13 protein-coding genes are annotated in these 15,180 nt (G+C 61.6%); 6 read left to right on the top strand and 7 right to left on the bottom strand.

Annotation, left to right across the window (positions count from 1 at the left end; genetic code table 11):
- Window positions 1–12: 12 nt before the first annotated feature.
- From gltX to E4656_RS02975, 5 genes are all read left to right on the top strand, one after another.
- Window positions 13–1,509: a glutamate--tRNA ligase gene (gene gltX / locus E4656_RS02955; RefSeq protein ID WP_135481037.1), complete on the top strand. Its 1,497-nt coding sequence runs from the start codon at window positions 13–15 to the stop codon at window positions 1,507–1,509.
- A gap of 797 nt (window positions 1,510–2,306) precedes the next feature.
- Window positions 2,307–3,497 carry an amino acid aminotransferase gene (locus tag E4656_RS02960; protein WP_135481039.1) on the top strand — a complete coding sequence of 397 codons (1,191 nt, stop codon included), beginning with the start codon at window positions 2,307–2,309 and terminating at the stop codon, window positions 3,495–3,497.
- A 212-nt stretch (window positions 3,498–3,709) separates the two neighbouring features.
- Window positions 3,710–5,725 (top strand): excinuclease ABC subunit UvrB, encoded by a 2,016-nt coding sequence (uvrB, locus tag E4656_RS02965; RefSeq protein WP_135481040.1) that lies wholly within the window; start codon window positions 3,710–3,712, stop codon window positions 5,723–5,725.
- An 89-nt stretch (window positions 5,726–5,814) separates the two neighbouring features.
- Window positions 5,815–6,615, top strand: coding sequence for a sulfite exporter TauE/SafE family protein (locus tag E4656_RS02970; protein WP_135481042.1), 801 nt, complete (start codon window positions 5,815–5,817; stop codon window positions 6,613–6,615).
- A gap of 99 nt (window positions 6,616–6,714) precedes the next feature.
- Window positions 6,715–7,386: a DUF3047 domain-containing protein gene (locus tag E4656_RS02975; protein WP_135481044.1), complete on the top strand. Its 672-nt coding sequence runs from the start codon at window positions 6,715–6,717 to the stop codon at window positions 7,384–7,386.
- Between the two features lie 2 nt (window positions 7,387–7,388).
- Here E4656_RS02975 and E4656_RS02980 read toward each other — a convergent pair whose 3' ends face one another.
- The 7 genes from E4656_RS02980 to E4656_RS03010 form a co-directional block, all read right to left on the bottom strand.
- On the bottom strand, window positions 7,389–7,787 hold the full coding sequence (locus E4656_RS02980) for a DUF2069 domain-containing protein (protein WP_135481046.1): 399 nt from the start codon (window positions 7,785–7,787) through the stop codon (window positions 7,389–7,391).
- Window positions 7,784–8,392 (bottom strand): NAD(P)H:quinone oxidoreductase, encoded by a 609-nt coding sequence (gene wrbA, locus E4656_RS02985; protein WP_135481048.1) that lies wholly within the window; start codon window positions 8,390–8,392, stop codon window positions 7,784–7,786. Before wrbA ends, E4656_RS02980 begins: the two co-directional genes overlap by 4 nt.
- Complete coding sequence (gene arsC / locus E4656_RS02990) at window positions 8,382–8,726, bottom strand: arsenate reductase (glutaredoxin) (protein ID WP_135481049.1); 345 nt, start codon at window positions 8,724–8,726, stop codon at window positions 8,382–8,384. Before arsC ends, wrbA begins: the two co-directional genes overlap by 11 nt.
- Before the next feature lie 101 nt (window positions 8,727–8,827).
- Window positions 8,828–10,033 (bottom strand): EAL domain-containing protein, encoded by a 1,206-nt coding sequence (locus E4656_RS02995; protein ID WP_135481051.1) that lies wholly within the window; start codon window positions 10,031–10,033, stop codon window positions 8,828–8,830.
- Window positions 10,034–10,233: 200 nt separating this feature from the next.
- Window positions 10,234–11,040 carry a hypothetical protein gene (locus E4656_RS03000; protein ID WP_135481053.1) on the bottom strand — a complete coding sequence of 269 codons (807 nt, stop codon included), beginning with the start codon at window positions 11,038–11,040 and terminating at the stop codon, window positions 10,234–10,236.
- Between the two features lie 131 nt (window positions 11,041–11,171).
- Window positions 11,172–12,095, bottom strand: coding sequence for an exopolyphosphatase (locus E4656_RS03005; RefSeq protein ID WP_135481055.1), 924 nt, complete (start codon window positions 12,093–12,095; stop codon window positions 11,172–11,174).
- 153 nt (window positions 12,096–12,248) lie between these two features.
- Complete coding sequence (locus E4656_RS03010) at window positions 12,249–13,610, bottom strand: class II fumarate hydratase (RefSeq protein ID WP_135481057.1); 1,362 nt, start codon at window positions 13,608–13,610, stop codon at window positions 12,249–12,251.
- 202 nt (window positions 13,611–13,812) lie between these two features.
- Between E4656_RS03010 and E4656_RS03015 the strand changes: the two genes are divergently transcribed.
- Entirely contained in the window at window positions 13,813–14,931 is a 1,119-nt protein-coding gene (locus tag E4656_RS03015; protein ID WP_135481059.1) for a 1-acyl-sn-glycerol-3-phosphate acyltransferase, read from the top strand.
- Window positions 14,932–15,180: the final 249 nt, after the last annotated feature.

The following is a 15,180-nucleotide window of genomic DNA, read 5'->3' on the forward strand; positions in this document are numbered from 1 at the left end:
CTGAGAGGATCCATGGCCAGAGTCCGCACCCGTGTTGCGCCATCTCCCACCGGCGACCCGCATGTGGGTACCGCCTATATCGCCCTGTTCAACCGCGCCTTCGCCAGAAGTCAGGGCGGAGATTTCATTCTGCGCATCGAGGACACCGATCAGGCCCGCAGCACTCCGGAGTCGGAACAGGCCATTCTCAAGGCCCTGCGCTGGCTGGGTCTGGACTGGGACGAAGGTCCGGATGTGGGCGGTGACGCCGGCCCCTACCGGCAGAGCGAGCGCTCCGAGATCTATCGCAAGTATGCCGACGAACTGGTCGACAAGGGCCATGCCTTTCATTGCTTCTGTACGGCCGAGCGACTCGACAGCATGCGCCGTGAACAGCGCCTGAACGGTCAGCCGCCGGGTTATGACGGTCGCTGCAAGGGCCTGAGCCAGGAAGAAGTGCAGTCGCGTCTGGCGCAGGGCGAGAAATCCGTGGTGCGCATGGATGTGCCGCGCGAGGGTGCCTGTGAAGTGCGTGACATGCTGCGGGATCCGATCGAGATCGAGTGGAAGCAGGTCGACATGCAGGTGCTGCTGAAGTCCGACGGCCTGCCCAGCTACCATCTGGCCAATGTGGTGGATGATCACCTGATGGGGATTACCCATGTGATCCGCGGTGAAGAGTGGATCTCGTCCACGCCGAAACACATTCTGCTGTACCAGTACTTCGGCTGGGAAGCGCCCGTGTTCTTCCACATGCCGCTGCTGCGCAATGCCGACAAGTCCAAGCTGTCGAAGCGCAAGAACCCGACCTCGATCGATTACTACTACCGTCTGGGCATCCTGCCGGAAGCCCTGGTCAACTACCTGGGCATGATGGGCTGGACCATGCCGGACGGGGAAGAAAAATTCACCGTGCAGGAGATGGTCGACAACTTCGACATCAGCCGGGTGTCTCTGGGTGGGCCGGTATTCGATACCGAGAAGCTGGACTGGCTGAATGGCCGCTACCTGCGTGAGAGCCTGAGCGACGAGGAGTTCGCCCAGCGCCTGATGGACTGGTCCTACAACCGCGACTACATCATGCAGTTCCTGCCGCTGGTGCGCGAGCGGGTAGAACGCCTGAGTGACGTAGCACCGCTGGCGGCGTTCTTCTTTGCCGGCATGCCGGATATTGAAGCGGCCGATTTCGAGCACAAGAAGCTGGATGCCGACACGATACTGAAGATCCTGCAGCTCAGCCTGTGGAAGCTGGAGACCCAGCGCCACTGGGACAAGGAACACATCATGGCGGATGTGAAGGCCGTCGGTGAGCACCTGGGCCTCAAGCTCAAGGATGTGCTGTTCCCGATGTTTGTCTCCGTTACCGGCTCGCCGCGCTCGGTATCTGTGCTCGAAGCCATGGCCATCCTCGGCCCCGACATGGTGCGCGCACGCCTGCGCCACGCCATCGAGGTGCTGGGCGGCTACTCCAAGAAGCAGCTCAAGGCACTGGAGAAGGAATTCTCCGAGATCGGCACCTTCCTCGACTGATTGCTCTGGTACAGGCAGAGAGGCGCCAGTCATGTAGGCTGTGGCCCTTGGCCACGCATGGGGCCCGGTCAACGTCGCCCTGTGCGTGGCCACCTGATGGCGGGTGCCGATCGAACCGTCGCCACGCTCGGGTACATGCCCTGTGAGACACGCAAAAAACGGCATCCATGCCAGCTCGGTTGCGCACATCCATGTGCGCAAACGGTCTCACAGGGCATGCACCCGGCAGGCGACTCCAACCGAGGCACCGTATCCGTGTAGGCTGTGAGCCTTGCTCACGCATTCGAGACGAGGCACCTGTGCGTGGCCAAGGGCCACAGCCTACAGCAAAGCCTCCGTTGTAGTGGGCGACGCGAGTCGCGATGGGCGGCGTAGCCGCCCCTTAATTCAGGGCCTTCGGCCCTGGTCGGGACTTGCGTCCCTCGCTACAGGTGCTCCATTACAGATGAAGTCCCTTCATGAGGACGGCACTGCAGGTGCGGCCGCCGGGAGTGGGTGCTGAGTGAGCAGACCGTCTGCGCACATGGATGTGCGCAACCGAGCTGTCAGGGACGACGTTTTTTGCGTGTCTGCTCACCCAGCACCCCGATCACGGCGGCAGGGTCCCGATCAGGACCGTGGCGACGGACCCAAAGGCAATACAGGCGGAACTGGTAACAGGATCAAGACATGGCTGCTGTCGGGAAGGGCCACAGCCTGCAACAGAGCAGGCCACCCCCCATCCCGGTGGTTCGCAAACGCCACAGGGTTTATACTGTCGGGCCTGAACCCATAGACCGGACAGGAAACCTGCCACCATGTTTGAACGCGTGTCTGTCGCCCCCGAAGACCCCATCCTTGGCCTCAATGAAGCCTTCAAGGCTGATACCCGAGCGCACAAGATCAACCTCGGCGTCGGTGTCTTCAAGGATGACCATGGCAACACCCCCATCATGGCCGCAGTCAAGGAAGCCGAACGGCGTCTGGTCAACTCGGAAACCACCAAGGGCTACCTCTCCATCCAGGGCTCGCCCGAATATGGCCAGGCTGTACAGAAGCTGCTGCTCGGCAACGAGAGCCAACTGGTCGAGCAGGGCCGGGTATGCACCGCTCAGGCGCCCGGTGGCACCGGGGCGCTGCGCATTGCGGCGGAGTTCCTGGTGCGTCATCTCGGTGTTCGCACCATCTGGGTCTCCGACCCTACCTGGGCCAATCACCAGAATGTCTTTCAGGCTGCTGGCCTTGAAGTGAAGAACTACCGCTACTACGACCCGGCCAGCCACGGGCTGGATTTCGATGGCATGCTGGCCGACCTGCAGAAAGTTTCCGGCGACGATGCCGTGCTGTTGCATGGCTGCTGCCACAATCCGTCAGGGGTGGACCCTACAATTGCGCAGTGGCAGAAGATTGCGGCTGCCTTGAAGGCTCAGGGGTCGGCGGTGCTGTTCGACTTTGCCTATCAGGGTTTTGGTGACGGGCTGGAAGAAGATGCCCAGGGCCTGCAACTGCTGGTAGAACAATTGCCGGAGGTGTTGATTGCCAACTCCTTCTCCAAGAATTTCGGGCTCTACAACGAGCGGGTCGGCGCGCTGACTGCCGTTACGCGTGACCATGCCCAGACCGACGCCGTGCTGAGCCAGTTCAAGAGCCTGATCCGGGCGATCTACTCGAACCCGCCCAGCCATGGTTCGGCCGTGGTGCACACCATCCTGACCGATCCGGGCCTGACCCGCAGCTGGCAGGAAGAGCTGTCCGGCATGCGCCAGCGTATCAATGGTCTGCGCGAAGAGCTGGTCGCGGCGCTGAAGGCCAGTGGCGCCGACCGTGACTTCAGCTTCATTGCCGCGCAGAAGGGCATGTTCAGCTTCTCCGGCCTGACCAAAGAGCAGGTCGCACGGTTGAAGGACGAGCACGCCATCTACATTGTCGGCTCCGGTCGCATCAATGTGGCCGGTATTCGCTCGCGTGACATGGAGACGCTCTGCAAGGCCATTGCCGACGTGTTGTAACGAAGTGCCTCATTTGTAGCGAGCGACGCGAGTCGCGATGGCGGCGATAGCCGCCTTTTCTGTGCCGGTCTGCCGGCCCTTGTTGGGACTGGCGTCCTTGATCGGGACTTGCGTCCCTCGCTACAGGTTGTTGTCGGGACTTGCGTCCCTCGCTACAGGTTGTTGTCGGGACTTGCGTCCCTCGCTACAGAAATGCCCAACTCGGAGCCGGAATGAGCGATACCTTCAAGGTCGTGTCCAAATACCAGCCCACCGGCGACCAGCCGGAGGCCATTGCCGGGCTGGTCAAGGGGCTGGAAGCCGGCCTGCGCGCGCAGACCCTGCTCGGGGTGACCGGCAGCGGCAAGACCTACACCATGGCCAAGGTGGTCGAGGCGGTGCAGCGCCCGGCCATTGTGATGGCACACAACAAGACCCTGGCTGCCCAGCTTTACGGTGAATTCCGCGAGTTTTTCCCCGAGAACGCTGTCGAGTACTTCGTGTCCTACTACGACTACTACCAGCCCGAAGCCTATGTGCCGTCCTCCGATACCTTTATCGACAAGGACGCCTCGGTCAACGAACAGATCGAGCAGATGCGGCTGTCGGCCACCAAGGCCCTGCTGGAGCGCAAGGATTCGCTGATCGTCGCCACCGTCTCCGCCATCTACGGTCTGGGCGAACCCGAATCCTACATGCGCATGATCCTGCACCTGGTGGTCGGGGATCGTGTCGACCAGCGGGCGATTCTGCGCCGCCTGGCCGAGCTGCAGTACACCCGCAACGACATCGACTTCTTCCGCGGCAACTATCGCGTGCGCGGCGACGTGATCGACATCTTTCCGGCCGAATCCGAAACCGAAGCCCTGCGCATCGAACTGTTTGACGACGAAGTCGAGCGCATGGCCATCTTCGACCCGCTGACCGGCGAGATCATCCAGAAGGTCCAGCGCTATACCATCTACCCCAAGACCCACTATGTGACGCCTCGCGAGCAGATTCTGAGCGCCATCGACAAGATAAAGATCGAGCTCAAGGCGCGCCTGCAGCAACTGCGCGACAACAACCGCCTGGTCGAGGCCCAGCGGCTGGAACAGCGCACCCTGTATGATCTGGAAATGATGCAGGAACTGGGCTACTGCAACGGCATCGAGAACTACAGCCGCTATCTGTCCGGGCGCGAAGCCGGCGAGCCGCCACCGACCCTGTTCGACTATGTGCCCAACAACGCCATCGTGTTTGTCGATGAAAGCCACGCCACCATTCCGCAGCTGGGCGGCATGTACAAGGGCGACCGCTCGCGCAAGGAAACCCTGGTGGAGTATGGTTTCCGCCTGCCCTCGGCGCTCGACAACCGACCCCTGCGCTTCGAGGAATGGGAGCGGCTGGCCCCGCAGCTGATCTTTGTCTCGGCCACACCCGGCCCCTACGAAGAGAAACATGGCGATCAGGTGGTGGAGCAGGTGGTGCGACCCACCGGCCTGATCGACCCCGAGATCGAAGTGCGGCCCCAGGTCACCCAGGTCGACGATCTGCTGAAGGAAATTCACGAACGCGTACCGCTGGGCGAGCGCATTCTGGTCACCACCCTGACCAAGCGCATGGCCGAGGATCTCACCGACTTCCTGATGGATAACGGCGTACGGGTGCGCTATCTGCACAGTGACATCGACACCGTGGAACGGGTCGAGATCATCCGCGACCTGCGCCTGGGCGAATTCGATGTACTGGTCGGCATCAACCTGCTGCGCGAGGGGCTGGATATACCGGAAGTGGCCCTGGTGGCCATTCTGGATGCGGACAAGGAGGGCTTCCTGCGCTCCGAACGTTCGCTGATTCAGACCATCGGCCGGGCCGCCCGCAACCTGCGCGGCAAGGCCATTCTGTATGCCGACAAGATCACGCCCTCCATGCGCCGTGCCATCGACGAGACCGACCGGCGCCGCACCAAGCAGATCGAGTACAACACCGAGCACAGCATCATCCCGACGGCGCTGAACAAGAATGTGCAGGACATCATGGAAGGCACCGTGATTCCCGGCAAGTCCAAGAAGCAGACCGGCAAGCGCGAAAAAGTGCGCCGGGTTGCGGAGCCTGATGCCGGTTATCGAACCCCGACCGAGATTGCCAGGCGTATTCGTCAGTTGGAAGACGAGATGCACAAGGCCGCGCGGGGCATGGAGTTCGAGAAAGCGGCCGCCCTGCGTGATGAAATGCTGGAATTGAAAGAGCGCCTGAAGGTGGTTTGATTTTCAGGCGTGAGCCATGGCGCAATGCGTGGCCGAGGGCCACAGCCTACAGCTTGCTCAAGCTGCCCAACCAAGAAGGAGACTGTTGAATGGTACTGGAGTGGCTGCTGGCCTATCTGGGCCTGGGTGTGCTGGTCGGCTTTTCCGCCGGCCTGCTGGGTGTCGGCGGCGGCGTATTGATGGTGCCGGTGCTGACGACCCTGTTTCTGGCCCAGGGGGTGCCCATCGAGCATGTGGTACACCTGGCGCTGGGCACGTCCATGGGGTCGATCATCGTGACCTCCATTTCCAGCCTGCGTGCCCACAATCGGCGCGAGGGCGTGATCTGGCCCATCGTCCGCACCATCTCGCCGGGCATTGTCGTGGGTACCTTCGGTGCCACCTTTATCGCCGCCCAGCTCAATTCCCTGGTGCTGTCGCTGGTGTTTGCCGTCTTTATCGGTTATGCCGCCGTGCAGATGTTCCTGGACCGCAAGCCGCCACCTGCGCGTGAGCTGCCCGGCAGAGTTGGTCTGCTGGCCACCGGTGCCGGCATCGGTGGTATATCGGCCATGGTGTCCATTGGTGGCGGGTCTCTGATGGTGCCTTTTCTGACCTGGCACAATGTCGATATCCGCAAGGCTATCGGTACGGCGGCTGCGGTCGGGCTGCCCATTTCCCTGGCTGGCACTGCGGGCTATCTGATCAACGGCGCCGGTGTGCCGGTGCAACTGCCCTGGACCTTCGGCTATGTGCACCTGCCGGCGGTACTGGCCATTTCCCTGTGCAGCTATTTTACCGCGCCGCTGGGGGCCCGCACGGCGCACTGGCTGCCGGTGCGGCCGCTGAAGCGCATCTTTGCCATACTGCTGATGCTGCTGGTGGCACGTATGCTCTATTCCGTGATCTGACGGCGAAAAAAGCAGACCGGGGAACCTGCTCCTGCGTACAGAGTCTGAACAGCAGAGCTGGCTACAGGCCGGTCAATGTAGTGCAGACAGGAGTACAGCATGACGCATCAGCATTCTCCCCGATTCTCCCCGCAGGCCTGGTCGCTGGCCGTGCTGCTCGGCGCCGGTGCTCTGGCGAGTGCCGCCCCGGCAGAAACGAGGGTCTTCACCCCGCAAGACATCATCGAGTGGGAGCGCCATTCATTCAACGGCGAAACACAGTATGAGCTGGTCGAGGTCGACGGTCGCAGTGCCGTGCATGCGATCTGCACCGAAGGCACAGCCTCCGGCCTGTTTCTGCAGGATGATATCGACCTGACTGCGACGCCGGTGGTGGAGTGGGAGTGGCGCGTGGACGAGACCTTCTCAAGCATCGATGAAACCACCCGCGCCGGAGACGACTACCCGGCCCGGCTCTATGCCGTGGATGAGCATCGCATCCGCATCTGGAGCACGCGGGCACTCAACTATGTCTGGGCCAGCGAGATGCCGGCCGGGGAGGACTGGCCCAACGCCTATCAGCGCCGTGCGCACATGATCGCCATGCAGTCAGGACCGCCGGAGGAACGCGGCACCTGGGTTACCGAGCGGCGCAACCTGCGCGAAGACTTCAGGCATTTTCATGACCGTGAGCTGGAGCGGCTCAACGCCTTCGCCATCATGACCGACTGTGATGATGTGGGTGAGCCGATCGAGGCCTGGTACGGTGAGATCCGCCTGTTGGCGGAATAGTCTCAGCTGGCCGCCCGGGCCCGCTTCAGGGCCCGCACCCAGAAGGCATTGCTGAAGAACAGCGCCAATACCGACAGCGATGTCAGCACGCCGGACCAGTGCGGTGGGTCGAATGCACCCACAATGCAGAAGGGCAGGTACAGCAGCAGAATATAGCCGAACCAGCTCAGGGCGCGGGTGTGGTGCCGTTTCATGGCGGGGAAAAACAGCCACAGCGGCAGGGTCTGCAGCAGCCAGAAGGTCATGCCGGCCGTGACCACGGGGCCCAGTGCCATGTCCGGTGGTGCATTGGCCGTGGTGTTGATGGCGAAGGTCAGCATGACGAGCCAGAAACAGGCCCAGGTGGCTCGTTGCCAGCTTTCGGCGCGCATTTTTTTCTGATAGGCAGTCATTTCAGTCATGCCGGTGCTCCGTTACGGTCGTTGGCGAGCGCCAGGGCCAGCCGCGCCAGGCGTTTGCCCTGAGCCCGGGCCAGGCGCATCTCATCGCGGCTCAGAGGGCGTCGGTCCTTGTCCCAGTGCGTTGGCCCGTAGGGCGAGCCGCCGGATTCCGTGGTGTGCAGTTCGGCCTCGGTATAGGGGGTGCCGGCAATCACCAGGCCGTGATGCAGCAGGGGCAGCATCATCGACAGCAGCGTGGCCTCCTGGCCGCCATGCAGCGTGCTGGTGGAGGTGAACACACAGGCCGGCTTGTCGACCAGATCGCCATTCAGCCACTGCGGTGTGGTCTGTTCCCACCAGTGTTTCAGCGGTGCGGCCATGGTGCCGAAGCGGGTCGGGCTGCCCATGGCCAGGCCGGCGGCAGAAGCCAGATCAGTGGGTTCGCAATACAGATAGTCGCCGGCCGGGGCATCCCCATCCAAGGGTGGTACCGTGCGCAGACGGGCATCAATGCCGCCCACGGAGAGGATACCATCGGCGATGGTTTCGGCCAGTTCGGCGGTCTTGCCGCCCCGGCTGTAGAACAGCACCAGGATATGAGGCTCGGTCACCACGTCAGAGGACATGCAGCACATTTTCCGGCGGGCGGCCCAGAGCGGCGCCCTTGGCGGTGATCACTACCGGGCGCTCGATCAGTCTGGGCTCTTCCGTCATGGCGGCGAGCAACTGATCTTCGGGGCTGTCCTTGCTCAGCCCGCGCGCCTTGAAGGCCTGCTCCTGGCGCCGCACCAGATCAACTGCACTGATGCCGAGCTGCTGCAGCACTGTGCGCAGTTCCTCTACTGTCGGCACATCGTCCAGATAATGGCGAATCTCCGGTGTGTGCCCTTTCGATTCCAGCAGCTTCAGAGTTTCACGGGACTTGCTGCACCTTGGGTTGTGCCAGATCGTCACCTGCATTCGGTTATCTCCTCTAAACAGCCGACACGTCATGGCCGGCCCGCACACTCGGGTGTCGAGAGGATAACCGTCCCGCCCCTACCTGGCAAACCGCAGACCGTTCAGAGCAGATCAACACCTGAAGCCTGTGGCCCATGCCCGTCGGGCTGCATGATATCCGCCAGCAGGTAGCGGGTTTCATCCAGCGCCGTCACATAGGAACGGCACGACAGCCGGGTATGGACATCCCGATACTGGGCCGAGGCCACAAATTCCCGCTCCTGGGTGCGGCGGGCGGCCAGCAACTGATAGAAGTGAGGTCGCCAGCACCAGTTCACCCCCTGGGGCGAGGCATCCACGGCTACCTGGCCGTCGCTGATTTCGTAGTTGGGCGACAACTGGGTGCCGTCAGCGTTGCAGATATAGTACTTGAGCACACTGACCGCGCTCGACTGGGGCGTGAATGTTGCCGGGTCGGCGTCCAGACAGTGTGCTTTCAGGTGCCGCAGGTTTTCCAGCACCTGCTGTTCGAAATCGAAATACTGGCGCTGTTCGCCCACCTTGCGGGCCAGAAACTCCGCGCGCAGGCGCTGCACCCGGTCCAGATAGTGATGGCGGTCGTGGAAGCGCGCCTCGGCGGGGCCGAACAGGAAGCCCTGCATCCAGGCGGCCCCCAGTTCCAGTCCGAAACTGAACTCCTGTTCGGTTTCCACCCCCTCGCAGACGAGCTGGCAGCCGGTCTTTTCGGCCAGGCGGGAGACGCTGTGCACCAGGTCATAGTGGCGGCCCTGATTGGCCGCATTCTTGAACAGCTTCATGTCCAGTTTCAGAATGTCCGGCTCCAGTTCCATGATACGATGCATATGGGCACTGCCGGCGCCGAAATCGTCAATGGCCACTCGGTAGCCCTCTTCGCGGTAGCGTCGAACGACCTGCTTCATGGTCCCCAGCGAGCCGGGTTGCTCGGTAATTTCCAGCACGATCTGCTGTGGGTTCACGCCCGCCTTGTCCAGCATCTGCAGCAAGGGCGTGGTGGTCCAGGCGGTGAGCTGGTTGATCCAGTCCGGGCTGATGTTCAGGGACAGAAAGCTGTCGGCTGGCAAGTCGTCCAACTGGTCCACCGCCAGACGACGAATCTGCCGGTCCAGCTCCAGCAATTCCCGCGAGGGAATCTGGCCACCAAAAAACAGGTGGCCCAGGCTGTCGAGTGCATTGCTGTTGGGCGCCTGCCGGCGTGCCAGGACCTCATAGCCGACAATGGTGCCGCGTGCTACATCAATGACAGGCTGAAAGCCTGCGACCAGAGACTTCGGATCAATAGACTGCATTGGGATTCCGCCGCTCAATGAAACCAGTGTCCACTGCAAGATAGTTGCCACCGGGGAGTGGTCAACGGCTGCACTGAACCGTAAATGAATTATCGCATTATATTGGGATTCAGGAAAAAATTCCGCAGTGACTGGCGTCGCATCTGCAAGAAGTCATGCGCCAGAACAGTGCAATTCTGCAGACCGACCCGAACCGTGATTCAGAACAGTGCGTTATGCCGAATGATGACATTGCGGCTGACATTGCTCTCGAACAGCACATCGCCGCCGGCCAGTTCCGAAGACACATGACCGTTGGTGGAAATGCCGCGCAGATTGAAGGAGGCCTCACAGAAACCACGGCGGTTGTTGGCAATGAGATCATGCAGCAGTTCATCGACCGGGATATTGACCCGCTGACGGTCTACTGCGTTGAAGGTGCCGTGCAGCTGACTGACGCCTTCATTGCGGTTGCTGCAGCGCAATTCATATTGGCCGTTTTCGGTGGCTATGCCGGTCCAGACCAGGGGGATGGCCGCATCATGCTGGGTATGAAAGATGGCATTGCGCGGCGGGTCCTGGAATTCCGGCGATACCGGCAGATGCAACCTTGTATTGGGGGCAGACGGGTGCTTGCCGGTGCGCTGAAAACTCAGTTGCAGAATACCCTCGGAGTAGGGGACCTGGGTGGAATAGACACCGTTCCAGTGCTCTTCCAGACGATGCTGATCTCCATTCAGGTAGGCCAGCAACTGGTCGTTGCGACCCAGCGTGATGCGCTGCTCGGGATTGTCCTCCGGCGACAGCGTGACCTGAACCAGCAGATAGTCATTGTGGCGCATGGCCACAAGGCTGAGGTTGATGTCCGACGTGGCATAGCGGTTGGACGTCCGGTCGCTGGAACAGGCAGCCAGAGTCAGCGACACCAGGCACGTGGCCAGCACACCAGCGCCTTTCAGCAGCGGGCCCAATGCAGTGCGCCGCCTGTCAAGCCAGCGTCGATCCGTCCATACCGGACTGGTCACCATTCAGAGTACTCCGAGAACCTGTTACTACAAACTGCGTTATTCTGTCGCGCGCACTCCGCTTTGACCAGACGGCGAGTCGCAAATGCGGTGCAAATGACTGCCGGGTCTGATCAGCGGAGTGTGATTGCGTTTCAGCGTCCGTCCAGTTGGGCCAGCAGCTCGCCTTCGATACGGTCGGCGACGTCGTTGTCCACCTGGCAGGTGCCGGCAGCCTCGTGACCGCCACCCCCGTACTGCAGACAGATGGTGCCCACATTGGCGGTGCAGGAACGGTCCAGAATCGATTTGCCGATGGCAAACACCGTGTTCTGCTCCTGCTTGCCCCAGAGGCGGTGAATCGACACATTGCACTGCGGAAACAGCGCATACACGGTGAACCGGTTGGTGGCCCAGATGGTCTCTTCACCCTGCAGGTTCAGCAGTACCACGTTATTTCTGACCCTGGCGCAGCGCTTGATCTGTTCCCGTGCCCTGGTCTCATGCTCTCGGTAGAGTTCAACCCGTTCGGCGACATCCGGCAGCTCGAGTATCTGCTCTATGCTCTTTTCCCGGCACGCATCGATCAGCAGCATCATCAGTTGATAGTTGGAGATGCGGAAGTCACGGAACCGGCCCAGACCAGTGCGGGCGTCCATCAGAAAGTTCATCAGTTCCCAGCCCTGGGGGTTGAGAATTTCCTCGGCGCTGAACTGGGCTGAATCGCCCTTGTCCACAGCGGCCATCAGCTCATCGCTGATTGACTTGAAGCGTTCGCGGCCACCATAGTAATCAAACACCACCCGTGCGGCCGAGGGCGCATCCGGGTCTATGATGTGATTGTCATGCTGTTCATTGCGAATGGTTTCGCTGAAGTGGTGATCAAAGGCCAGGTAGACACCGGGCACATAGGGCAGGTTGGTGGTGATGTCACGTTCCGTGGTTTCGACCTTGCCGTCCTGCATGTCCTTGGGGTGCACAAAGAGGATGTCGTCGATCAGCTCCATCTCCTTGAGCAGTGCGGCGCATACCAGGCCATCGAAATCACTGCGGGTGACCAGTCTGTATTTGGTTTCCATGTCTGCGTTCCTGTCTGCGTGGTTTGTTGCTTATTATGGGCCGTTGTTTATCGGGACTCGCGTCCCTCGCTACACGTTTTGATCGGGACTCGCGTCCCTCGCTACACGTTTTGATCGGGACTCGCGTCCCTCGCTACATATTTTGATCGGGACTCAGGTCAGGCGCGCCGGGTTGAGCAGCTCCTGCAACTGCGCCCGGGACAGGTCTGTCATCTCGGCGGCCACATCCAGGATGGGGCGCCCGCTGGCATAGGCTGCCTTGGCGATTTCTGCTGCCTTATTGTAGCCGACCTCGTTGTTGAGCGCTGTGGCCAGTATCGGGTTGCGTGCGAGCGGCTCATTGAGCGCCTCTTCATCGTACTCGAATTGCGCAATGGCATCATCGGCCAATGCGAACAGGCTGCCGCAGAGCAGCGTCATACTTTGCAGCACATTGTGTGCCACCAGTGGCAGGGCCGTATTCAGCTGGAACTGACCATTCTGCGCCCCCAGTGTCACCGCCGTGTCGTTGCCGATAACCTGCGCAGCGGCCTGAATGACGGCTTCCGGTATCACCGGGTTGACCTTGCCCGGCATGATGGACGAACCCGGCTGCAGGGCCGGCAGGCGGGCTTCGGCCAGTCCGGCCAGCGGGCCCGAGTTCATCCAGCGCAGGTCGTTGCTGACCTTGATCAGCCAGGTGGCCAGGTTCTTCAGGCTGCCGGACAGCGTCAGCAGATCATGCTGGCCGCTCTGGGCGGCAAAGTGGTTGTCGGTACGGGTGACCGGCAGACCGGTGTCGCGGGCCAGGCGCACGGCTACACGATCACCGAATTCAGGGTGCGCATTGATGCCGGTACCGACCGCAGTGCCGCCCAGCGTGAGTCGCGAGAGGCGCGGCAGCAGACCTTCCAGTTCCTGGCGCAGGTCGGTGAGTACGCCCTGCCAGCCGGCGATCTCCTGATCCACGGTCAGCGGCATGGCATCCATCAGATGAGTGCGGCCGGTTTTCAGCAGTGAGCCCTGCCGCAGGCTGAGGTCGTCCAGTGCCTGCTGCAGATGATCAATGGCCGGCAGCAGGCGGTCGCGGACGCCCAGCGCCGCTGCCAGCTGATTGGTGCTCGGAATGATGTCATTACTGCTCTGGCCCCGGTTGACGTCATCATTGGGGTGTACCGTCAGCCGGCCGCCCTGGGACGCCAGCGTAGCCAGCACCTCGTTCATGTTCATGTTGCTGCTGGTGCCGGAGCCGGTCTGAAAGACATCGACCGGGAACTGGTCGGCATGGTCGCCGTCCATGATGGCCTGGGCGGCGTCGGCAATGGCGTCGGCCTTGACCGGGTCCAGCTCATTCAGCGCTGCGTTCTCCAGCGCGGCGGCCTGCTTGAGGCGGGCCAGCGTGCGCAGCCAGAGTGGCGGCATGGTCTGGCCACTGATGCGGAAGTTGTTGACGGCCCGCTGGGTCTGGGCACCGTACAAAGCCTCGGCCGGTACTTCTACCGCTCCCAGGCTGTCGTGTTCGGTACGCATGGGCATGCGACGAGGTCTCCTTGTAGTCATTTTGTGCTCTGCCGAGAAGGCTGTGAATGAATTTGAACACTGCAAGCTTAGCCAACTATCGCATGATATGCTGCCGCATTGGCTGACCGTCGTGCAAATAACCCCGGGTGATCTATAATGGCGCCGGTTCGCCAGTCTGTGGTTGAGCTCTGGTGAGTGTAGTGGGCTAGGAGACTAAATGACCCAGTTCGACGATATCCGTCCTTTTGAAGATCAGGAAGTACCCGCCGTCATGCGACGGTTGCTGAAAGACCAGGCGTTGCGTCGAACCGCGGTGGCCTTTTTGTTCCCGGGTCTCGCCAGCCGCTGGGGCTGGCTGTTGCGGCCTCTGGTGGGCCTGTATCTGCGCCTCCGCTTTGGCCGGGTGCGCAACGTGGACGACTTCCAGCGTCGCCTGGAAGGCTACCTGACGCGGCTGCTGGACCGTTCGACCGCCGGTTTCACCGTGTCGGGTCTGGATCGGCTGGATCGCAGCAAGGCCTACCTGTTTGTCAGCAACCACAGAGACATCGTCATGGACCCCGCGTTCATGAACTGGTCCCTCTATCAGCATGGTTTCCAGACTGTGCGCATAGCCATTGGGGACAACCTGCTCAGCCAGCCCTTCGTGTCGGACCTGATGCGCGTGAACAAGAGTTTTATCGTCAAGCGGTCGGTACCGGGGCGTCGCGAGAAGTTGATGGAGGCCCGCAAGCTGTCGGCCTATATCCATCATTCCATTGTTGAGGAAAATGCCAATATCTGGATCGCCCAGCGCGAAGGCCGGGCCAAGGACGGGATCGACAAGACCAACCCGGCCGTGATCGGCATGTTCAGCCTCAACCGGCCCAAGCCCCGGCCCTATGCCGACTATATTCGGGAGCTGAATATCGTGCCGGTGGCCATCTCCTATGAATTCGACCCCTGCGACGCCATGAAGGCGCGGGAGCGCTACTATCAGCTGGAGCGGGGCGGTTACAGCAAGGGCAAGGACGAAGACGTGCGTTCGATCGCCAAGGGCATGAGCGGCTGGAAGGGGCGGGTGCATCTGTCCTTCGGAGAGCCGCTGACCGAGTACGACTTCCAGAATGATACCGAGGTGGCGGTGGCGGTGGACCGTCAGATCCACCGCATGTACCGGCTGTTTGAAACGCATGAGACCGCGCATCGCTGGCTGCACGAATGCCCCGAGCAGGAAGGCCCCGCCTGGGTGCCTGTCGAGCTGCGCGAGCGGGTCAGCAAGCAGGCCCCCGAGCTGCGGCCCTATATCCTGGCCCAGTATGCCAACGCCGTGGAGTCACAGCAGAACGCCGAGTAGCGAGGGACGCAAGTCCCGACAAACGTGGCACCACACACCGTCGTAGCGAGGGACGCAAGTCCCGACAAACGTGACACCACATCGTCGTAGCGAGGGACGCAAGTCCCGATGGTCGGCATATGCCGACCCATTTTTCAATAGGCCTGTCGGCCCGAATCGGGACTCGCGTCCCTCGCTACAGGCACGGATGGAGTCGCCTGCCGGGTGCCTGTCCTGTGAGACCGTTTGCGGCCAGGGATGGCCGCAACC

Origin of the sequence: Natronospirillum operosum (assembly GCF_004768465.1) — a bacterium.
GTDB lineage: Bacteria > Pseudomonadota > Gammaproteobacteria > Pseudomonadales > Natronospirillaceae > Natronospirillum > Natronospirillum operosum.

What these genes read in the sequence shown, in the direction of transcription:
- gltX (WP_135481037.1), top strand. Translation starts at nt 13, where the DNA reads ATGGCCAGAGTCCGCACCCGTGTTGCGCCATCTCCCACCGGCGACCCG.
- E4656_RS02960 (WP_135481039.1), top strand. Translation starts at nt 2,307, where the DNA reads ATGTTTGAACGCGTGTCTGTCGCCCCCGAAGACCCCATCCTTGGCCTC.
- uvrB (WP_135481040.1), top strand. Translation starts at nt 3,710, where the DNA reads ATGAGCGATACCTTCAAGGTCGTGTCCAAATACCAGCCCACCGGCGAC.
- E4656_RS02970 (WP_135481042.1), top strand. Translation starts at nt 5,815, where the DNA reads ATGGTACTGGAGTGGCTGCTGGCCTATCTGGGCCTGGGTGTGCTGGTC.
- E4656_RS02975 (WP_135481044.1), top strand. Translation starts at nt 6,715, where the DNA reads ATGACGCATCAGCATTCTCCCCGATTCTCCCCGCAGGCCTGGTCGCTG.
- E4656_RS02980 (WP_135481046.1), bottom strand. Translation starts at nt 7,787, where the DNA reads ATGACTGAAATGACTGCCTATCAGAAAAAAATGCGCGCCGAAAGCTGG.
- wrbA (WP_135481048.1), bottom strand. Translation starts at nt 8,392, where the DNA reads ATGTCCTCTGACGTGGTGACCGAGCCTCATATCCTGGTGCTGTTCTAC.
- arsC (WP_135481049.1), bottom strand. Translation starts at nt 8,726, where the DNA reads ATGCAGGTGACGATCTGGCACAACCCAAGGTGCAGCAAGTCCCGTGAA.
- E4656_RS02995 (WP_135481051.1), bottom strand. Translation starts at nt 10,033, where the DNA reads ATGCAGTCTATTGATCCGAAGTCTCTGGTCGCAGGCTTTCAGCCTGTC.
- E4656_RS03000 (WP_135481053.1), bottom strand. Translation starts at nt 11,040, where the DNA reads ATGGTGACCAGTCCGGTATGGACGGATCGACGCTGGCTTGACAGGCGG.
- E4656_RS03005 (WP_135481055.1), bottom strand. Translation starts at nt 12,095, where the DNA reads ATGGAAACCAAATACAGACTGGTCACCCGCAGTGATTTCGATGGCCTG.
- E4656_RS03010 (WP_135481057.1), bottom strand. Translation starts at nt 13,610, where the DNA reads ATGCCCATGCGTACCGAACACGACAGCCTGGGAGCGGTAGAAGTACCG.
- E4656_RS03015 (WP_135481059.1), top strand. Translation starts at nt 13,813, where the DNA reads ATGACCCAGTTCGACGATATCCGTCCTTTTGAAGATCAGGAAGTACCC.